Below are 21,883 nucleotides of genomic sequence, written 5' to 3'. Positions count from 1 at the left end.
TTCACGCCTACTTTAAAAGTTTCTAGTCCTTGAGCAGTTTTATAGATGAATTGAATGATGCGCAGCGTGCCCCTGTATTGCACAAAGATGGTCCGTTGATGGTAATTGCGGGTGCAGGCTCTGGTAAAACCCGGGTGCTCACTTACAGAATCGCCCACTTGATGGAGCAAGGGGTGGACTCATTTAATATTTTGGCCCTGACCTTTACCAATAAGGCAGCGCGCGAAATGAAGAAACGTATTGCTACCATTGTCGGTAATTCCGAAGCTAAGAATCTTTGGATGGGTACGTTCCACTCCGTATTTGCCAAACTGCTTCGGTACGATGGCGATAAACTGGGCTATCCAAGCAACTTTACCATTTACGATACACAGGATTCCCAACGTTTGATTGCTTCCATCATCAAGGAAATGGGGCTGGACAAGGATATTTACAAATACAAGCAGGTACAAAACCGGATTTCATCTTACAAAAACAGCTTGATTACCGTCAAAGCCTATTTTCAGAACCCTGAATTAATGGAGGCCGATGCCATGGCCAAACGCCCAAGATTAGGGGAGATTTATCAGAATTATGTGGATAGATGCTTCAAGGCGGGTGCGATGGACTTTGATGACCTTTTGTTGCGGACCAATGAGTTGTTGACCCGTTTCCCAGAGGTATTGATGAAGTATCAGGACCGTTTCCGATACATTTTGGTGGATGAGTACCAGGATACCAACCATTCTCAGTACTTGATTGTAAAAGCACTGTCGGACCGATACCAAAACATTTGCGTGGTAGGGGACGATGCCCAGAGTATCTATTCGTTCCGTGGAGCGAACATCAGTAACATCTTAAATTTCCAAAGGGATTATGATAATGTTGCCGTTTATCGTTTGGAACAGAACTATCGTTCCACAAAAAATATTGTAAACGCAGCCAATTCTATCATCGCGAACAATAAAAACCAGTTGGAAAAGAATGTTTGGACCTCCAACGATGATGGCGGACTCATAAAAATACACCGGAGCGTTACCGATGCCGAAGAGGGACGGTATGTGGCAGGTTCCATTTTTGAGAACAAAATGCAGCAACAAATGCAAAACGGTGAGTTTGCTGTTTTGTATCGAACCAATTCACAATCCCGTGCCATTGAAGATGCCCTCCGCAAGCGGGATATTCCCTATCGTATTTATGGCGGATTGTCGTTCTACCAAAGAAAGGAGATTAAGGATGTATTGGCCTATTTGCGACTTATCATCAACCCTAAAGATGAGGAAGCGCTAAAGCGGGTCATCAACTTCCCCACACGTGGGATAGGGCAGACCACTGTGGATAAGCTGGTGGTGGCAGCTAACCATTACGGACGTTCCATTTATGAGGTAATGGAGCATCTGGACAAGCTCAATTTGAACATCAATGCCGGAACCAAGCGTAAGTTGACGGATTTCGTTACCATGATCAAGAGCTTCCAAATCATGAATGAGGGTTCCGATGCATTTACCCTGGCGGAACATGTGGCCAAAAAAACAGGGCTGTTGTTGGAGTTCAAAAAAGATGGTACGCCCGAAGGTATTGCCAAGATGGAGAACATCGAGGAACTATTGAACGGGATCAAAGATTTTGTAGAGGGTCAAAAAGAAATTGCCGATGCCACAGGTAGCTTGACCGAGTTTTTGGAAGATGTTGCCCTGGCCACAGATATGGATAAAGATATCGAGGATGATGATAGGGTAGCTCTAATGACCATCCACTTGGCAAAAGGGTTGGAGTTTCCTTACGTGTACATTGTTGGAATGGAGGAGGATTTGTTTCCATCGGCCATGAGCATGAATACCCGAAGTGAGTTGGAAGAGGAGCGAAGGTTGTTTTACGTAGCGCTAACAAGGGCCGAAAAGCAAGCATTTCTTACCTATACCCAAAACAGATACAGATGGGGCAAACTCATTGATGCCGAACCGAGTCGGTTTTTGGAGGAAATAGAAGAGAAGTATGTGGAGAACCTAACTCCCGTGAACGATGGTTATCGGTATAAATCCACGATCGACAAGAATATTTTTGGAGAGGTGGACAAGAGCAAACTAAGACAGGTGAAACCGAAAAACGGGACGCCACCAAGTGTGCAAAAGCCCAGCGAAAACCAGTTGCGTAAATTAAGGAAGCTCAAACCTGAAATTTCTGCCCCGACCAAACCTATGGATTTAGATCCAGGCCTGGTGACAGGTGCACGAGTGAACCACACCCGATTCGGAAGAGGGAAAATACTAAATATAGAAGGTGTGGGGAATGATAGAAAGGCTGAAATCCATTTTGATCAGGGCGGCATTAAAAAGTTACTGCTCCGTTTTGCCAAACTTGAGGTTTTGGATAATGCCTAAACCTATTTAAGATTCTCCAAATAATTTTTTCGGGGTCTACTAGGGAGGGTAAAAATGCTTAAATTCAGTGCTATTATTTTCAATTAATAGACCAAACCAACCTCTTCTTTATGAAAGACCTCTTTTTTAAACCTGTTTTTTTAGCAATTGCATTTCTTGTTATTACACTTTTCGGAGTGGCAGGCTATCATTATGCCATTGGATACCCTGCATGGGTGACAATGCTGGCAGGAGTTCTAATTGGCTTTGTATTGCTCATCATCTTAAAATTAGTATTGACTTGGATTGCCCCTTTCACCAAAAAAATCCCAATTACTCTGGCGACTACCGCTCTTAGCGGTTTTTTGGCACTTTGTATTATGCGAATGTATGCCTTCAGGTGGCCTTCTATTTTATTTTACGGATTGGCATTGTTTGGCTTTATTTGTTTCATCTTGCTCAATTTTGGAATTTGGCAAATCGTCAAAAAAAAGAATACTAAAAAAGGGACCGTTCTTGTTGTTATAGGTGTTGCCCTAGGAGTTTTAGGCTTTTATGGATTCAATGCTTTGGATGGTGATCCTTACGTGGAAAATTCATCTTCAGAAGAAACTATTGATGTTACCTTTTTGAGTGAAAGAGGTATTGATGACCCTTCCCAAAAAGGAAATTTTGAGGTAGAAGTTTTTACCTACGGAAGCGGAACGGATGAAAAACGACCTGAATATGCAGAAGGTGTTAAGATAAAAACCCCGACGGTTGATGCTTCACTATTGCTTCCTGAGTGGAAAGGGAAAAAGAAGAAATGGCGTGAAAAATATTGGGGCTTTGGTGTGGATAGCTTTCCATTGAATGCACGTGTGTATATGCCCAAAGGAGAAGGACCTTTCCCTATGGTAATGATGGTGCACGGTAACCATAGTATGCTCGATTATTCGGATGGAGGCTATGCCTATCTTGGAGAACTTTTGGCCAGCAGGGGGGTCATAGGTGTTTCAGTTGATGAGAATTTCATCAATGGGCATTGGTCCGGAGATTTTATGGGAAAAGAAATGCCCGCTCGTGGGTGGCTTTTGCTAAAACATCTGGAACAATGGCAAAAATGGAACGATGGAGCCAACCTGGATATCGAGGGTAAAGTGGACATGGACAATATTGTGCTTGTGGGGCATTCCCGAGGAGGCGAAGCGGTATCCATCGCAGCAGCTTTCAATAAATTAGATAGATTTCCCGACAATGGCAACGAGAAGTTCAATTTTAATTTTGGCATACAAGGAATCGTCACAATAGCGCCAACGGATTACCGCTATAATCGTGAAATTAGTCTCGAGGATATCAATTATTTGTCAATTCAAGGGGCATATGACTCGGATGAGACCAGTTTTTGGGGGATGCGGCCTTTTCATCGTTTGCAATTTTCAGAAGGTTTTGATGGTTTTAAAGCAGGTTTATATATGAACCATGCCAATCATGGTCAGTTTAACTCCACATGGGGCAAATCGGATTTTGGCGCGCCCATGAAGTGGTTGCTCAATCTTAAGCCTTTGGTAACTGGCGAAGAACAACGTCAAGTCGCCAAAGTATATGTAAGCGCTTTTGCAGAAGCTGTATTGAAGGGAAACCGAGATTACCTGCCCATGTTCAAAAATGTGGATTTGGTAAGTGATTGGCTGCCCAAAGAAGATTATTTGAGTCAATATAGTGATACCTACAAAAAAATACTCGTGAACTTTGAAAGTGATCTGGATGTAACCAGTGCTTCAGAAGATATAAAATTGCATGCCGAAAATTTTAAGGTATGGCGTGAAACAGAATTGTTGTCCAGAGATGGGGAAAGTCAACAGAACAATGCCTTGGTGTTGGGATGGAACTATGGTGCGAAGGCTGACAAGGACTCCATTCCAATTTACAGTATAGCTCTTCCCGATACTTTAAAGAACTTTGGTTCTGTCGATACTCTGGCCCTTTCCGTGGCTATCGGGGATGTTTCAGAATTAAAAATGGAGGATAAAGAAAAACCTGAAATGCCTGATGTGGGCTTCAATTTTAGCATTATGCTCAAGGATAGTTTGGGCAATTCCGCTTCGGTGGCCTTGGCTGAGGACAACAAATTGCCAAGTACCATCAAAACCAAGTTCACCAAATTCGAGTTTTTGGATAAAGAAATGATTGGTGAAGCTTCCGAAATCCAACTGAAAAGTTGTTACGTGCCAATTTCCTCTTTCTTAAAACAGAACGTCAGTTTGAATCTATCCAACCTGAAAAGCATCAATCTAGTTTTTGACAAGGATACTTTGGGGGTTGTTGTTTTGGATGATATTGGGTTATACAGGAAAAGCAACTAAAAATAAAGTTTGTCAATGGAAAATATTATTGGGTTATTCAGTTATTGGGTTACTGCCACTACAAACTGACTTCCGACAAGTTCAAGTTCAAGTTCAAGTTCAAATGCAGAAAGAAGATAAACAAAAGCAAAGAACCTCCTTGCCTTGAACTCACCTGTCTACCAGCAAAGGAGGTTTCGGGGTCTCCTCTTATGGGATTCCGAAACCAGTTCGGAATGACGATTGGCTAGGTTGATGAATTTTACGGATTTGCACGAACATATTTACACTTTTATGATGATAGGTTCAGGCATCGAGCAACCAGCATCGGGCATCAAACTTAAGTTCAAGCTCAAACACAAAGGCAAGGGTTGCTGTGTACTTCACATTGCCAAATATGAAAGCATGTTATTGTTCAAATTCAGTTGTAGCATATCCTTCGTGGAGTTTTCCCAACAACGGAATTTGCGATTCAGCCAAGCTTCCATTGGTTATAGTATAGGCTTTGGTAGTTGTATTAAAATGCTTTTTTTTCGAAGAAAATCTGCCATTGAGAAGGTATATGGTTTTACCGTTGCCTTGATTCTTAGATATTATCCCATGGTAGATCATGGGTTTTCCATAAAGGGAGGATGCTACAATCCTATTTTTGGATTTATAAAGGGCAATGTTTTTAATGTTGTGCCCCATACAATCCATTTTGGTTTCCCAGGAAAAAACACCGAATTGTTGATTGTCCGAGACCACGAACCCAATCTGGTGCTCAGCTTTATTATATGTGGTTGCCAAACTATCAAATTTTTTGGTGGACCGTATGCTTTCAATTATTCCCCGTATTTTTTCGTTTATGGTCACTATTTCGTCCAAGTTTTGACAATCAACAGTATCTAGCCCATTAAGTTGAATTAATAAATTGTTCAATTGGGCAAGAGTGTTTTTTGCATCAAATTGTTCGTCTTCCTTAGAATTGTAATTGTTGCAGCTTGTGAAAGGTATCAAAAGTCCAAAACTGATGCATGCTATAAATAGTGTTTTCAATTTCATAAGAATGTGATTTTTATCTAAAGGTGGGATATAAATTTCAATGTTAAGGGGCAAAATCAACCAATGGCCTATATGAATTGATGAATGGCCCATTTCCCTTTATAAAGATTCGGGTCTGATGATTGGTTGTGTGTATTATCAAACATTTAACATGTACAGTAGAAGGCTTAGTTTTGAGTGCATAAGTATTATCTTTGTTATAGATTATTTAACAAAATGGCAGAGTTGATAAGACTTTACGAAGAAAACCCCAATCCCAAGCAAGTTGAAAAAATTGTGAACGTGCTTAGGAAAGGAGGGCTTGTGATTTATCCCACGGATACTGTTTACGGTCTTGGTTGCGATATTACCAACTCAAAGGCCCTACAGCGCATAGCAAGGATAAAAGGTGTAAAGTTGGAAAAGGCCAATTGGTCCTTTATTTGTGCGGATTTGAGTAATTTGTCCGATTATGTTCGGCAAATAGATGGTCCAACATTTAAATTATTAAAGCGTACCCTTCCCGGGCCCTATACTTTTATACTTCCGGGGAACAACAATCTTCCAAAAGATTTTAAAAAGAAAAAGACGGTGGGTATCCGTGTGCCCGATAATGCAATTGCCCGGGCCTTGGTGTCCGAATTGGGCCATCCTATTGTTTCTACATCCATCCGGGACGATGATGATATTTTGGAATATACTACAGATCCTGAACTTATTTACGAGAAATGGAAGAACCTTGTGGATATTGTGATTGATGGTGGTTATGGGGATAATGTGGCATCTACAGTAATAGACCTTTCCGGCGATGAACCCGTAGTAATCCGGGAGGGCAAGGGTAGCCTTGAGATATTTTAAGGGCCTGTAAACCCCATTTCAATTGCAATTCCTAATAAGTCCAATAAAAAAAGCGGCCAATTGGCCGCTTTTAATTGTAAGCTAAAGCTTATTTCTTATTTGCCTGTACCGCCTATTGCTGGATCTTTCATTCCTTCTTCGATCATGTTGTAGAACTGATCGATTTTTGGAAGTACGACAATTCTTGTCCTTCTGTTCTTAGCTCTATTGGCAGAAGTATCGTTATCAACAAGTGGCACATAGTAGCTACGTCCTGCAGCTGTCATTCTAGCTGGATCTACACCAAAGTCGTTTTGAAGGATACGAACAACAGAAGTTGCTCTCTTCACACTCAAGTCCCAGTTATCTGCAAGTTCTGAAGTTCTAATCGGCACATTATCGGTGTGTCCTTCTACCATAAATTCAAAATCGGGCTTGTTGTTCACTACTTTGGCTACTTTGCCAAGCACTTCTTTTGCTGCGTTTGTTACGTTGTAGCTTCCGCTTCTAAACAACAATTTATCGGAAATGGATACGAATACAACACCTTTTTCAACACTAATTTCGATGTCTTCGTCATCCAAGTTGCCCAATACGCCTTTTAGGCTCTGTACCAAAGCAAGGTTTACAGAATCCCTACGTGTAACGGCATTTTGCAATTTTCTGATGGTAAGGTCTTTTTCCTGAAGACTTTCAAGGGACTTCTCAAGGTTTTCGGCACCTTTTGTAGTAAGCGTTGTCAAGTTGCCCATGTTGTTGATGAGCTCTTGGTTATTTGCTTTAAGGAATGCGTTTTGGTCTTCAAGTGTTTTCAACCTGGAATCTGCAGTTGCTTTTTCTTCCAAGCAATCGTTCAATTTAACGGTTGCAGAATTCAATAGGTCTTGGGTTTCTTTGTGTTTGGCTTCAAGATCGGCATATTTCTTTTGCGATACGCAAGAAGATAGAAGAACTGTCATCGCCAATGTTCCTAGAAAAATTTTTTTCATAGTTCAGAATATAATTTAAGGATTGTTAGATTTATCAAATGTCGAAAAACAATACCAAAATTAGATAAAAAGCAAGGTATCTATATTTAGGCATCGTTAATCTTTTACTAAAATGTTAAAATTATTTATTTGATGTACGAAATAGGACCATACTATGGATGTCGTAATGTGGTACTTTAATAAAAAATTAGCTTTTTCGCGCTTTCTGTACATTTTTATAAAGTTAACATAAAAACTGAGATGAGCCTTTAAAATGGCAAAACAGTGGTCGAACTTTAATTGAAAAATAAATCGTACTGCAGCAATGCCATCCAGTAGTAAACGGACAAAAATTATGGGAAGTGCTTTTTTTCTTGGAAGGTTTTTTGTGATGGAGTAGAGTGAGTTCCTAAAATTGAGAAAAGTTTTTTTGGGATTCATATTGGACAATGTACTGCCCCCCAAATGATACACATGGCTTTGACCAACGTAATACACTTTGTGCCCGGCATTTTTGGCCCGCCAACACAGGTCAATTTCTTCTTGATGGGCAAAGTAGTCCTCATCGAAGCCACCTAGTTTTCGGAACACATCACTTTTGATAAACATACATGCACCTGTGGCCCAAAAAACTTCTTTTACATCGTCGTACTGACCTTCGTCCTTTTCTATGGTCTGAAAAATTCTTCCCCTGCAAAATGGATAACCGAACATGTCTATAAACCCTCCAGCTGCACCGGCATATTCAAAATGGTCCTTTTGGTTAAGATCCAATATTTTGGGTTGGATTATGGAAGCGTCGGGAAGGTTGTTAAAGGCTTCTTTTATGGGTTTTAGCCAGTTTGGAGTTACCTCAACATCAGAATTCAACAAGCAGAACACATCTGCCTCAATGTTTTTTAACCCATCGTTGTAACCTTTGGCAAAACCTCCGTTCCCAGCATTTTGAACAATCCCAATAGTAGGGTAGTGTTGCTTTAAAAAATCGACAGAACCATCGGTACTCGCATTGTCCACCACATAAATATCGGCCCCTTCGGAATATTCCATGACGGAAGGCAGGAACCTTTCGAGCAAGGCTTCCCCATTCCAATTGAGTATGACGACGGCAATTTTCAAAACGGAGGCAAATTAACGGCTAAAATCAGGAATTTCCTCTAAAAACCTGTATTTTTCATTTCCGTGGTCCATTTCACAATAATAATGTTCCAAACCATTGGTCACCATAAGGTGATCCGCTTTTAGTTGATAGTTGTACCTCGCAATTTGGTCGAAGGTGGATTGGGTTATTTTAATTTCGGGTGCTTTGCACTCCACAAGCAGAAAAATGGAACCATCCGAATTAAAAACAACAATATCGTAGCGTTTCTTGAGTTTGTTGACCGTTAGTTGCTTTTCGGCATTCACCAGGCTTTTAGGGTAGTTTTTCGTATACACCAAAAAATGAAGTACATGCTGTCGTACCCATTCTTCAGGTTGGAGTACCACAAATTTTTTACGTATATCGTCAAAAATGTACTGTCTATTTTGGCTATTTTTGATTCGAAATGAATAAGACGGAAAGTTCAAAGCTTGCATGCTACAAAACTGGTGATATAAATTGAATGGACAAAGTAAAAGAGATTGTATCGGAAATCAATAAGGGAAACCCAAAACCTATTTATTTTTTGATGGGGGAGGAGCCTTACTATATTGACCGTATTTCCCAGTACATAGCCGAAAATGTTCTTACGGAAGATGAAAAGGGGTTTAACCAAATGGTGCTTTATGGCAAAGAGACCTCTGTTGATGAAATAGTAGCCAATGCCAAGCGATTTCCGATGATGGCTCAGCACCAAGTTGTTATAGTTAAAGAGGCACAGCACCTTTCCAGAACCATCGAAAACCTTGTTTCTTACGCCGAGAATCCGCAGCCGACAACGATTTTGGTGCTTTGTTACAAATATAAAAAATTGGATAAGCGTAAAAAGCTCTACAAGACCATAAAAAGGAGTGGGGAACTTTTTGAAAGTAAAAAGCTTTACGATAACCAAGTTGCAGATTGGATAAGGAGAACTTTGGCCAGCAAAAAATATAAGATATCACCAAAATCTTGCGTGATGCTCGTGGAGTTTTTGGGGACGGACTTGAGCAAAATCAGCAACGAGCTCGATAAATTGACCTTGGTGGTGCCCCCAACTACCGAAATCACACCTGATTTGATAGAGGAGCATATTGGCATCAGCAAGGATTTCAACAATTTTGAGCTGAAAAAGGCAATTGGTGAACGCAACGTAAAAAAAGTGTCCCAAATTATGGACTACTTTGCCCAAAATCCAAAGGACAACCCATTTGTGGTAACGGTTACACTGTTGAACACATTTTTTACGCAGTTGTTGCAGTATCATGGGCTTAAAGACCATTCTCCAGGTAATGTGGCCAAAGCCTTGGGAGTAAATCCATACTTTGTGAACGAATACGTAGTGGCCGCAAAAAACTACCCTATGAAAAGGGTGAGCGGTATTATCTCCAGTCTAAGGACATTGGATTTAAAAGGCAAAGGGGTAGGGGCCAGCAACATGACACAAGCTGACTTATTAAAAGAACTCCTTTCCGAAATAATTTAGGATTACCTTTTGTCCACACTATATTTACCGGGACCCAATAGCATGATGACCACAAATATGGTTAGGTAAAGTAAAGCCATCTCCTTTTTTCCGAATGGATCAGCTCCGTGGATCATAAAACCTGCAACAAACATGGTTATTGCGGTAGGTATAGCGGCCCATCTGGTTTTAAAACCTATAATGATCAAAAGTGGACAGATAAATTCACCAACAACGGCCAAAAAAAGAGACGGGGCTTGACCAATGCCAAAAGGATTGGCAAATTCCGTGTTACCGTTGATAAGGTTCATAAGTTTAGGGTAGCCGTGGGTTAGCATAAATGCAGAAGGAACAATTCTTAGCAAAGCAAGCCCTAGGTGTATCAAAGTATTGTTTTTCATTCTTGGGGAAAAATTTTTAATCCACGTGAATGTATAAATTATGTTTTAAAAAACGTAACAATAATTGACGAAAAGTGTTTTTGGATTGATCTGTGCCCAAAACATTACCTAAGCACTGGGTAGGATTTCGGGTCGGATTCGTGCATGATTTGGTAAACTTTCTCAAAAATATCCTCGGCATTGGGTTTGGAAAAGTAATCCCCATCCGATGCGTAAGCTGGACGGTGTGCTTTTGCCGACAATGTTTGCGGAGCACTGTCCAAATAACGGTAGCCTCCTTGTTTTTCAACCACTTCTTGCAATAAATAGGCAGAACATCCACCGGGAACATCTTCATCGATTACCAAGAACCTGTTGGTTTTTTGTAGACTTTTTACCACATCATGTTCCAAATCGAACGGAAGCAATGATTGTGCATCGATCACTTCAGCATCTATACCTACTTCCAAAAGGTCGTTGGCAACTTTTTCCACGATCCTAAGGGTGGAACCGTAGGATAGCAACGTAATGTCCGTTCCTTCTTTTAGGGTTTCTACTTTACCGATTGGTGTGCAAAACTCACCTAAATTAGAAGGTTTCTTTTCTTTTAAACGATACCCGTTCAGGCTTTCGATAATCAAGGCAGGTTCGTCACTTTTCATAAGTGTGTTATAGAAACCTGCGGCCTGTGTCATGTTTCTTGGGACCAAAATGTACATTCCCCGTAACAAATTGATCAATCCGCCCATGGGCGATCCAGAGTGCCATATTCCTTCCAAACGGTGTCCCCTGGTACGTACAATAAGTGGAGCCTTTTGTTTTCCAACAGTTCGGTACATTAGGGTGGCTAAATCGTCGCTCAATGTTTGGATGGCGTAAAGAATATAATCCAAATATTGTATTTCGGCAATGGGGCGCAACCCACGTAGGGCCATTCCAATTCCTTGGCCTATTATGGTAGTTTCTCGTATTCCCGTATCGGCAACCCTTAATTTTCCATATTTCTTTTGAAGCCCTTCAAGCCCTTGGTTTACATCTCCAATATTCCCAGTATCCTCACCAAATACCAAAGCTTCTGGGTACTTCGTGAAAAGGGCATCAAAATTGTCCCTTAAAATGATTCTTCCATCCACCTCGTCCTCATTGGAATAGGAGGGGAGTACCTGTTTCACTTTGGTGGCTTTATTGCCAAGTTCGTTATACAGATGTGAGCTATATTGTGGTTCGTTGGTTGTCAAGAAATCATCCACCCATTGTTGAAGCTGTTTTTTCTCTGGCGTAGATTCCCCCAAAAGGTAACGAAGTGCTTGTCTGGATTTGGAAGCTAAATCCTTTTTCAAGGGTTCCTCGATGGCAATTAAGTCGTTTTTCAACTTGTTTATAAAAGCCCGATTTGGACTCTGGCTCGCTGCCTTGTCAAGTAGGGGCACCAGTTCTTTTTTAGCGGCCAATTGTGGTTTTAAAAACTCGGACCATGCTTCTTTTTTGGCGGCACGTACTTTATGTTTTATTTCACGCTCCACTTTTTTAAGATCCTCTTCGGTACTTATGCCGTTCTCAAGAATCCATTCTCTAAAACGCTTGTTGCAATCATTTTCCCGCTCCCATTCCAAACGCTCGGAGGACTTGTATCTTTCGTGCGAGCCCGAAGTGGAGTGCCCTTGAGGTTGGGTAAGCTCTGTTACGTGGATAAGTACGGGCACATGCCCTTCCCTGGCAATATCCGAGGCATTTTCAAAAGCATGGATCAGGGCGGTGTAATCCCAGCCCTTTACTTTTAATATTTCAAAGCCTTTTTTATCGTCATCACGTTGCAATCCGCTAAGGGCTTCGGAGATGTCACCTTTGGTGGTGTGGTATTCCGATGGCACGGAAATACCGTATTCATCATCCCAAATACAGATAACCATGGGCACTTGCATTACCCCGGCGGCATTCATTGTTTCAAAAAAATGTCCCTCGCTGGTACTGGCGTTACCTATGGTCCCCCAGGCTACTTCATCTCCATTTTTGGAGAAGTTGGTCCGATCAATTCCTTCAATGTTACGATATATTTTAGAGGCTTGGGCCAAACCGAGCAAACGGGGCATTTGGCCTGCTGTACAAGAAATATCTGCGCTGCTGTTTTTTTGTTCTGTTAGGTTCTTCCATGAACCATCTTCATTTAAACTATGGGTCACAAAATGGCCGCCCATTTGCCTTCCGGCACTCATGGGCTCTTTTTCCAAGTCGGTAGTGGCATAAAGTCCATGAAAAAAGGCTTTTGGACTTAAATAACCCAATGCCATCATAAAGGTCTGGTCACGGTAATATCCGCTTCTAAAATCACCATCTTGAAATGCCCTTGCCATGGCCAACTGTGGAAGTTCCTTTCCGTCACCGAAGATTCCGAACTTGGCTTTCCCGGAAAGTACTTCCCGCCTTCCCATTACACTACATTCCCTGCTGGTGACAGCTGTCTCATAATCTTGAAGAATCTGAGATTTGAAATCGTCAAAGGAAATGTCGCTACTTGTACTTGGGTTAGGTTTCATAGATCGTTCATGATTTCTGCGAAATTACTAAAAAACCATCAAAATAGCAATATGTTTTGGGGTTAATAAATTACCGATAATTCAAAATAAACTTTTTAAATTAAAAATTCGTTAATTTAAGCATGCTTTTTGAACTGTAAATTATCAAATCAATAATTAAAACCACTTTCTTGTAAACAACCCAATCAAGGTTCTAGGGCTTATGGTCACAACAAAACGAATACGTTCCTCATAATCGTTTTGAGCAATTTCCCAACCTCTATTTGAATATACGGGAAAATAAAGTTCAAAATAATCGGTAACCAAATTTAGCCGTATTCCAGAATCATAAACAAAGCGGGCATTATCTCCTTTGTTTTTTATAAAACCAAGATCGCCATATGCTTCTATCCATCTCCAAATGTTGGTGCTGGCATTTGTGGTGGCTATCCAGTCGTTGGCAAACGGGTTCTCCAGTTTTGATTTAAACCCGCCTTCGGCAATAATAACTTGTTGGCTGTATAGTCCAGAATCTTCCGATCTTCCCAAATAGGCCAGGTCGTACATATAATCTGTGGGCCTGTCCAGGGCAAAGCTAAAAAAGTTGGACTCTGTTTTGTTGCGTAAAAACTTACCTGCGTAAAACCTTACGTTCAATTGTCTGTTACTTTGAAACAATTTTCGGTATTCCAATTCAAAAGCTAGTTTGGTAAATTCACTGGAATGTTGGGCATCTACCGACCAAGAGGAATAGTTAAGTATATTGTTGTCCACATCGGTATATCTAACGTTCATAACACTGTAATCTGGATCAGTGTCCAATTCGCCCACAAGATTATCGTCTATACTTCTAAAAACACTCCTGTACCTTAATAGCAAATATTGTCTTCTGTTGGAAAGCAAATCCTCGGGTCGCCACCCAAAACTCACGGCAGGCGTCAATGTGGAAAACCTAGAGTTTTCCTGAAAATGCGAAGACGATGCCGAAAACGAATAATTGGTAACGTACAGTCCTGTTTTTTTATGATACTTGCGGTACCTGAAACCAACTTTTCCCACCAGGGTTTTTTCTAAAAAGGAGTATGTGGGCGATATATCGTACTGGAACTGTCTTTCCAAAAAAGTTTTGTTGTAGAGTCTTAGTCCGGGCGTTATACCGTCGTATAGGTTAAAGTTTGCAATGGGAACATAAAAAACCTGATTGTAGTACGGATCTTCGGTATCCTTGAAGAATTGGAACTTTAGCTTTTTGTTGCTGGATAGCCAACCGTTCAGTGTCTTCCAGTTATCACGCTGGTTGAACTCAGGGATTTTTTGATCATAGTTGAGCACCAAACGATCTTCACTCTTTCGAGGAATGGTAAAAGTTTTTGTGGTATCTATATCCGTGAACCAATAATGAGACACTACAGAGTCCTTTTCGAGTCCAAAAACAGAGATGGGTACGTTGGTCCCCCTTTTATTTTTAAGTACAAAGGTGATGGAGTCCTCTGTCTTATCAACATTTTTGATTTTATAATCAATTTTTTTGTCCGTGGACACGTATTCATCAAAAAACCAATCCACTTCCTTGTCCGCATACTTTTCGATGGTTTTTCTAAAATCAGTGGCCGATACAAACTGTTTTTGTTTGTAATTTTTGAAGAAATCCAGCACCGTGCTGTCAATTTTCTTTTCACCCAAATAAGCGGACAGATAGGACATGCCAAGACCAGCTTTGTATCCGTTGGCAATTTTTTGGTTAAACTTGATCAGGGAATCGTTGGAAGTTGTTAGTGCTTGGTCTATGTTTTTACGAGCCGATAGCATACTGAACAGGGAATACTGCTCGTTAAAATCCATTTGTGCCAAATGGAAGTTTTTTAATCCCCAGATTTTGGAAAGTTTGCCTATCAGCTTTTGATCAGGGTAATGCTCTTCCACATATTTGATCATTAAATAGTATCCAATCGCATCGTTCACCCATCGTTCCTTTCGTGGATCTAGGTATAAGGACTCCTTTAAATAATTGCGAATGGCCGTCTTCAAAAACTTCATCTCAAATTGAAACTGTTCTTCGTATGGCCTTATAAAAGATGGTAGCTGACTGATTCCGTATAATGGAGATCTATTATAATCGAATTCACTCACCAGAAGATTATCATGCGGGTATTTCCCTAGGTTTTCATGAAGAAATTGTGCAATTTTTATAATGGATATTCCTTGGGATATTTCCTCGTACTTATTCGATTCAATATCTGTTGTGATGGTGAGGTAATCCGTAACATGTTTGGTGAACCTTTCATCAATGGTGAGAATGATTTCACAGTTTTTTCTTTTGTCGCCAATAAGTTGTACATGTTGTCCTCCCGGAAAACTAGCAATACTGGACATTCGGTAGTTTGATGCCAAAAACAATTGCTCTGGGAAGGTAAAATTGATTCGGGTCTCCGTAATATCCGTATAGAGGTCGTCAAGGTTTATGTTGTTGTACAATTTCCAGTCGCCATCAAAAACTGCTGGGGTCAAGTACCAATTCTGTAAGTTGTAGCCAAGGTTATCGGTGCGTCCGTAACCCGTAAACTTGGCACTGGGCAATTTAATGGTGTAGGTAAAAAACAACTGAATGGATTCACTGGGTTTTAGGACTTCGTTCAGCGTAACGGAAATGATATCCGAATTCCCCTCCCGTTTCCAATCCAAACCAGCGTAGTTGTCATCCACAATAGTTTTAATGGTGGTTTTGCCACGTTCCCTGTCTTTTGCCAAATGAAGGCTTCGGTTGAATTCTTCCGCAAACCGTTTGGCCAGTGCTGTGTTTTTGTTGGAATAGGCATGGTTCCAATCGTTAAAATACAATGTGGACAGTCCCCTTTTCGATTGGTTGACATAGGTGAAATGTTGCCGAATCCGTATTTGGTTGGTGGGTCCATCGAGTGTGGCCACTATTTCATTTTTGTGCTGTCCCCAAAGTTTGGGACACACCATTATAACAAGCAGCGAAATGCTAAGTAATACCCGATGGTTGATCAATACAACAAGATTAAAAATTTGGACTAAGGGTTCTGCCCTTGTAAAAGGCATCAATAATTTCGACAACTTCATCCTCGGTGTCCACTAATTTGATTAAATCCAGGTCTTTTTCGCTAATGTTGCCAGCCTCGACCAGGGTATTCTTGATCCAATCCATAAGTCCTTTCCAGAACTCCGTACCAACAAGTATAATTGGGAATGTATGTATTTTGTGTGTTTGTATAAGGGTAAGTGCCTCAAAAAATTCATCCAAGGTCCCAAACCCGCCCGGCATTACCACAAAGCCTTGGGAATATTTTACAAACATTACTTTTCTAACAAAGAAATAATCAAAATCAAGGCTTTTGTCATCGTCAATGTAAGGATTGTCGTGTTGCTCAAAAGGCAGGTCAATGTTCAATCCAACGGAAGTACCTCCTGCCAAGTTTGCACCTTTGTTGCCCGCTTCCATAATTCCGGGCCCTCCACCAGTAATGACACCATAACCGGCTTCGGCAATCTTTTGGGATATTTTTACCGCCAAATCGTAGTAAGGATGTCCTTCACGTACCCTTGCCGAACCAAAAACGGAGACACAAGGGCCTATAACACTCATTTTTTCAAATCCGTTGACAAACTCGCCCATAATTTTAAAAATGGCCCATGAATCGTTTGTCTTTATCTCATTCCATCCTTTGGAATGTTTTTCTCTTCGCATATGCATTGTTCTTCAGTATTTTTTAAACTGCACGTTTAATTTTTTGCTTTGTATTGTCCAATTCTTTCTTTAAAAACTTAGCTGTATAGCTCTTTTTATCCTTGGCGACTTCTTCAGGGGTACCTGTTGCTACAACCATTCCACCGCCTCTGCCACCTTCGTAACCAATGTCGATAATGTGGTCCATCATTTTGATAACATCCATATTGTGTTCTATCACCAAAATAGTGTTGCCTTTGTCCACCAAGCGATCAAGTACCTCCATTAGCACTCGGATATCTTCAAAATGTAAGCCTGTTGTCGGTTCGTCGAGGATGTAAAATGTGTTTCCAGTATCTCTTTTGGAGAGTTCCGTAGCCAATTTTACGCGTTGGGCCTCTCCACCAGAGAGGGTAGTGGATTGCTGCCCCAATGATATATAACCCAAACCTACATCTTTTATTGTCTTAAGTTTACGATGAATTTTTGGAATATTCTCAAAGAAATCCACTGCTTCGTTGATGGTCATTTCCAAAACATCTGCAATGGACTTCCCCTTGTACCTTATTTCCAAAGTCTCCCGATTGAATCTTTTACCATTACAGGTCTCACATTCTACGTACACATCGGGCAAAAAGTTCATTTCTATGACTTTGAGTCCACCACCTTGACAGGTTTCGCATCTTCCCCCAGCCACATTAAAACTGAAGCGACCAGGTTTATAGCCGCGAATGGTAGCTTCGGTAGTTTTGGCAAAAAGTGAACGTATTTCACTAAAAACGCCTGTGTAGGTGGCTGGATTTGATCGTGGCGTACGTCCAATAGGCGATTGGTTGATGTCGATAACCTTGTCGATATGCTCCAACCCCTTGATTTTTTTATACGGCATCGGTTTTTTAACGCCGTTGAAATAATGAGCGTTCATGATAGGGTAGAGGGTCTCGTTGACCAAGGTGGATTTACCACTGCCCGATACACCTGTGACCCCAATCATTTTTCCCAAAGGGAAATCCACGGTAATATTCTTAAGATTATTGCCCGTACAGCCGGAAAGTGTAATTTTTTTACCTGTTCCTTTGCGTCGTTTTGCTGGAACGGGAATCTCCATTTCCCCGGTAATATATTGTGCCGTTATGGTATGATGATCTATCAATTCCTTGGGACTGCCTTCGGAAATGATTTCCCCACCGTGTTTTCCGGCTTTTGGACCAATATCGATGACGTGGTCCGCACATTCTATCATATCGCGGTCGTGTTCCACCACAATAACCGAGTTGCCGATATCGCGAAGTGCTTCCAGCGAATGAATCAAACGTTCGTTGTCTCGCTGGTGGAGACCAATACTGGGTTCATCCAAAATGTAGAGCACACCTACCAATTGCGAACCTATTTGTGTTGCCAATCGTATACGTTGTGCCTCGCCACCTGACAAGGATTTGGAGCTTCGGTTCAAGGAGAGATAATCAAGCCCCACATCCAACAAAAAACCAACACGGGCTTTGATTTCCTTTATGATTTCCTCCGCAATTTTCTTCTGGTTGCCTTCCAATGTATCTTCCAAATGTTTGAAGAAATTGGCGAGCTCGGCGATGTCCATTTGGGCAAGCTCGGCAATGTTCTTCCCATCTATTTTAAAATAGAGTGACTCTTTACGCAACCGGGAACCTTCACAAGCGGGACATTCCACTTTGTCCATGTAATCCTTGGCCCATCGCTTTATGGATGTTGAATTGGCTTCTTCGTATTGGGTTTTGATGAAGTTGGAAATGCCTTCGTAATCAATTTTGTACTGCCTTTTTACGCCCAGACTTTTGGAATCCACCTCAAAACTCTCTTTGCCACCGTTTAAAATAACATTCATGGCCTCTTGTGGAATCTTTTCAATGGCATCCGTTAGCTCAAAATTGTAGCGTTGTGCAATGGTTTCCAGTTGTTTGAAGGCCCAGGATTTCTTGAATTCTCCCAAAGGGGCAAGTCCACCGGATTTAATGGATACTTTTTTGTTCGGGATGATTTTATTCTCGTTGACCTGAAACACATGGCCCAGTCCGCTACATTCGGGACACATGCCTTTTGGAGAGTTAAAGGAAAACGTGTTGGGTTCGGGAGTGGGGTAGGAGATGCCCGATGACGGACACATTAAATCCCTACTGAAATATCGGGGAGTCGTTTCGCCTTCCTCTAGGACCATGAGCACATTGTCCCCACTGTACATGGCGGTATTAATGGTTTCACTTAGCCGTTTATGGAAATCTTCAGTATCGCCAACCTTCAAGCGGTCGATAACAATTTCAATATCATGGGTTTTGTAGCGATCAACTTTCATACCCTTCGTAATGTCGGTAATCTCACCATCGACCCGCACTTTCACAAAACCTTGCTTTGCAATCTGCTCAAAAAGTTCTCGGTAATGTCCTTTACGTGATTTTATGGCAGGAGCAAGCACATTGATTTTTTTATCGCGGTAGGTTTCAATAATCAAATCCTTGATCTGTTCATCGCTGTAGCTTACCATTTTTTCGCCCGTATTGTAACTGTAGGCGTCACCGGCTCTGGCAAACAACAATCGAAGGAAGTCATAAACCTCGGTGATGGTTCCCACCGTGGAGCGTGGCGATTTTGATGTGGTTTTCTGTTCAATGGCGATTACGGGGGAAAGTCCATCAATTTTATCCACATCGGGACGTTCCAATCCACCCAAAAACTGTCTGGCGTAGGCCGAAAAGGTTTCAATGTACCTACGTTGCCCCTCCGCATAAATGGTATCGAAGGCTAGGGAAGATTTCCCACTGCCCGAAAGCCCTGTGATTACAACAAGCTTTTCTCGCGGAATGGTGACATCTATATTTTTGAGATTATGGACCCTTGCGCCCTTAACCTCAATATGTTCTTCGTAATTGATCATAAATCATAGCAAACCTCAAATGTAGCGATTTGGGATGTAAAAAGGAAGTGGGCCTTTGTTTTCGTTTTTTGTTGGTCGATGGATTATTATTGCGTTTAGAAACAGTCATTTATGTAATAACGATTTGGTTCCCGTCCCTGAGCTACGGTCATTGAACCAAGTTGAAAATAAGTGATGTGACAAACGGCACTGGATTCCATATCAAACACGGAATGACACTTGAGGAATTTCTCGTTGCTTCGCTCGCTCGATATGACGCAATGGAGAAAGGTGCCACCATGTTTGTGATTCTTTCGAGTCAACCTTGTCATTTCGAACCGACCGGCGGGAGAGTAAGAAATCTAATTTGCATGGTGAGATTTCTCAATCGATGCTTTGCATCTTATATCGAAATGACGTAGTAAGCAGGAGGAATCGAACTCTTCAAAAGCAAAAGGCCGCAATACGCGGCCTTAAAACTCTAATTCTCGATTGAATTTACAAATGTGGATAAAAAAAGGGTATCCTTAATTTATTTTTTGATTATCTGATTGTCCGTTTAATGTCATAATGGTGTTTTTGGCGTCATGTTGAACTTGTTTCAACATCTCATCCTGCTGAATATGAGCATTTTTATGTGACCCTGAATCAAGTTCAGGGTGACGTTGGTAATATTATGACACATTGCGGACATTCAAATTTGATTATCACATTTCCCATCCCTCACGGTAGGTGCGGGTAACAAATTGGTTGGCATCATCAAAATTGGTGATGTTCATGTTCTCCCCGTCCCACAATAGTTTTTTACGACCATAGAACTCCATGTTCCCCTCGGAGTTTTCTCTTCGTAACATATAACTGCGGATAGCAAGGTTGCCCATCAACACAGTTTCGGTCATAGGCCCGGCGTAATCAAAAGAAGAGGTAAGGTCCAAGTGTTCCTGACTGCCAAAACCTGCTTTGCAGGCATCCACCCATTTGCGTTGGTGGCCATACTCGGGTTCGGGCATTTCCTCAACCTCGGGGCCAAACTCGGTAACACCATTGTTCATATATAACTTGGGTGTTAAAGGCGAACTATCGTTAATGTTTGTGGAAATAACGCCATGTTCCCCATGGATAAGCACCCCATTTTGACTTCCTGGCCCTCCAATATCACTGTCGGCAGGAATAATCTCTGGATGGGATGGTCTAATTCCTCCATCGCTCCACGTCATGGTCAACGGAGCGGCAGTTTTGTCGGTAGCCTCATAATTTAAGGTGATGAACGAAGAAGGCGGACACCCCTCAGGATGGTAATCCGGATTCCACATTTGAGAGAACACCGTACCCACGCTACATTCTGCAGCGGTAGGGTATCCCAATTTTAGGGTTCTGTAGGGAATGTCGATCAAGTGGCAGCCAACATCGCCCAAGGCTCCAGTACCATAATCCCACCAGCCTCTCCAGTTAAATGGGTGAAGGTTTGGCGTGTATGGTCGCATTGGGGCGGGGCCTAACCATAGATCCCAAAATAGGTCGTCGGGTTTGCCGGAAGGATCGGGTTTGGGCATTTCGTTGCCTTGTGGCCATACGGGGCGGTTGGTCCATATTTCCACTTTGGTGATTCTTCCCAAAGCTCCGGAATCTACCCACTTTTGTACCAAGCCCAATAGCGGGTTGGACCCTCCTTGGTTCCCCATCTGGGTCACCACTTGTTTGTCCCTTGCCATTTGGGTCAGCATTCTTGCTTCGCGTATATTGTGGGTCATGGGTTTTTGCACATAAACGTGCTTGCCCCGTTGCATGGCATAAGCAGCGGCAGGACCGTGCACATGGTCGGGTGTGCTTATGGTGACTGCATCGATATCTTTTACGGTATCGAGCATTTCGCGATAATCGTTGAACAGTTTTGCTTTGGGAAAACGCTCCACCGACCGTTTTGCCGATCCGGAAAAATCGACATCACAGAGGGCCACTACATTTTCGCGACCGTTAACGGATGCATTGGCAATGTCGCTCGCGCCTTTACCGCCAGCGCCTATGGCAGCGATGTTCAAGCGGTCGCTGGGCGCTAAAAAGCCGGGACCGCCCAAAACATGGCGCGGTACAATAAACACGCTGGATGCCAGCGCGGTGTTCTTTACAAACTTTCTTCTACTTTGGGAATTGGATTTTTTTTCCATTTTTTGTTTACGATGTTTTAATTTTTAATTGCTAAACAAGATAGGAAAAAATGAAGGGAACCCTAGGCGGGATTTTGTGATATGTGTAAAATAGGGGAGGTGGGAGCATTATTGGTTTTGTATATGAAACGTTGCGGATTTCTATATACAAACTTTTCAGTTTTCACTGACCCTTTG

Annotated in this window: 14 protein-coding genes; 4 read left to right on the top strand and 10 right to left on the bottom strand. The window is 41.8% G+C overall.

All coding sequences use genetic code 11. The annotated features are described in order from the left end of the window. Window positions 1-29: 29 nt before the first annotated feature. The gene (locus tag GO009_RS02590) at window positions 30-2,360 is read left to right on the top strand and encodes an ATP-dependent helicase (RefSeq protein ID WP_163624640.1); all 2,331 of its coding nucleotides are present in this window, start codon (window positions 30-32) and stop codon (window positions 2,358-2,360) included. Window positions 2,361-2,470: 110 nt separating this feature from the next. Then, entirely contained in the window at window positions 2,471-4,684 is a 2,214-nt protein-coding gene (locus GO009_RS02585) for an acetylxylan esterase (protein WP_163624638.1), read from the top strand. A 387-nt stretch (window positions 4,685-5,071) separates the two neighbouring features. On the opposite strand, the gene GO009_RS02580 is transcribed toward GO009_RS02585, so the two are convergent. Beyond that, a complete protein-coding gene (locus tag GO009_RS02580; RefSeq protein WP_163624636.1) occupies window positions 5,072-5,707 on the bottom strand; it encodes a hypothetical protein in 636 nt (211 codons plus the stop codon). Between the two features lie 216 nt (window positions 5,708-5,923). On the opposite strand from GO009_RS02580, the gene GO009_RS02575 reads away from it, so the two are divergent. Further along, window positions 5,924-6,544: an L-threonylcarbamoyladenylate synthase gene (locus GO009_RS02575; RefSeq protein WP_163624634.1), complete on the top strand. Its 621-nt coding sequence runs from the start codon at window positions 5,924-5,926 to the stop codon at window positions 6,542-6,544. A 95-nt stretch (window positions 6,545-6,639) separates the two neighbouring features. On the opposite strand, the gene GO009_RS02570 is transcribed toward GO009_RS02575, so the two are convergent. The 3 genes from GO009_RS02570 to GO009_RS02560 all read right to left on the bottom strand — a co-directional run bounded on the left by GO009_RS02570 (window position 6,640) and on the right by GO009_RS02560 (window position 9,069). Then, the gene (locus tag GO009_RS02570) at window positions 6,640-7,512 is read right to left on the bottom strand and encodes an OmpA family protein (RefSeq protein ID WP_163624633.1); all 873 of its coding nucleotides are present in this window, start codon (window positions 7,510-7,512) and stop codon (window positions 6,640-6,642) included. Between the two features lie 96 nt (window positions 7,513-7,608). After that, window positions 7,609-8,610, bottom strand: a complete 1,002-nt coding sequence (locus GO009_RS02565; RefSeq protein WP_163624631.1) for a glycosyltransferase family 2 protein — start codon at window positions 8,608-8,610, stop codon at window positions 7,609-7,611. A 12-nt stretch (window positions 8,611-8,622) separates the two neighbouring features. Next, window positions 8,623-9,069, bottom strand: a complete 447-nt coding sequence (locus GO009_RS02560; protein WP_163624629.1) for a type I restriction enzyme HsdR N-terminal domain-containing protein — start codon at window positions 9,067-9,069, stop codon at window positions 8,623-8,625. A gap of 26 nt (window positions 9,070-9,095) precedes the next feature. On the opposite strand from GO009_RS02560, the gene holA reads away from it, so the two are divergent. Continuing rightward, the gene (gene holA / locus GO009_RS02555; protein WP_163624627.1) at window positions 9,096-10,097 is read left to right on the top strand and encodes a DNA polymerase III subunit delta; all 1,002 of its coding nucleotides are present in this window, start codon (window positions 9,096-9,098) and stop codon (window positions 10,095-10,097) included. Between the two features lie 2 nt (window positions 10,098-10,099). Here holA and GO009_RS02550 read toward each other — a convergent pair whose 3' ends face one another. The 6 genes from GO009_RS02550 to GO009_RS02525 all read right to left on the bottom strand — a co-directional run bounded on the left by GO009_RS02550 (window position 10,100) and on the right by GO009_RS02525 (window position 21,706). Continuing rightward, entirely contained in the window at window positions 10,100-10,477 is a 378-nt protein-coding gene (locus GO009_RS02550; protein WP_163624625.1) for a DoxX family protein, read from the bottom strand. A 104-nt stretch (window positions 10,478-10,581) separates the two neighbouring features. Then, window positions 10,582-12,990 (bottom strand): thiamine pyrophosphate-dependent enzyme, encoded by a 2,409-nt coding sequence (locus tag GO009_RS02545; protein WP_163624623.1) that lies wholly within the window; start codon window positions 12,988-12,990, stop codon window positions 10,582-10,584. Window positions 12,991-13,146: 156 nt separating this feature from the next. Further along, window positions 13,147-16,032 (bottom strand): M1 family metallopeptidase, encoded by a 2,886-nt coding sequence (locus GO009_RS02540; protein WP_163624812.1) that lies wholly within the window; start codon window positions 16,030-16,032, stop codon window positions 13,147-13,149. Continuing rightward, the gene (locus GO009_RS02535) at window positions 15,992-16,678 is read right to left on the bottom strand and encodes a TIGR00730 family Rossman fold protein (RefSeq protein WP_163624621.1); all 687 of its coding nucleotides are present in this window, start codon (window positions 16,676-16,678) and stop codon (window positions 15,992-15,994) included. The genes GO009_RS02540 and GO009_RS02535 overlap by 41 nt, the downstream gene beginning before the upstream one ends. 22 nt (window positions 16,679-16,700) lie before the next feature. Beyond that, window positions 16,701-19,562 carry an excinuclease ABC subunit UvrA gene (uvrA, locus tag GO009_RS02530; RefSeq protein ID WP_163624619.1) on the bottom strand — a complete coding sequence of 954 codons (2,862 nt, stop codon included), beginning with the start codon at window positions 19,560-19,562 and terminating at the stop codon, window positions 16,701-16,703. Between the two features lie 686 nt (window positions 19,563-20,248). Continuing rightward, on the bottom strand, window positions 20,249-21,706 hold the full coding sequence (locus tag GO009_RS02525) for a Gfo/Idh/MocA family protein (RefSeq protein WP_163624617.1): 1,458 nt from the start codon (window positions 21,704-21,706) through the stop codon (window positions 20,249-20,251). Window positions 21,707-21,883: the final 177 nt, after the last annotated feature.

It is taken from the genome of Allomuricauda sp. TY007 (assembly GCF_010468565.1).
Lineage (GTDB): Bacteria > Bacteroidota > Bacteroidia > Flavobacteriales > Flavobacteriaceae > Flagellimonas.
The sequence above is the reverse complement of the archived record's forward strand: the minus strand, read 5'-3'. Positions and strand labels throughout refer to the sequence as shown.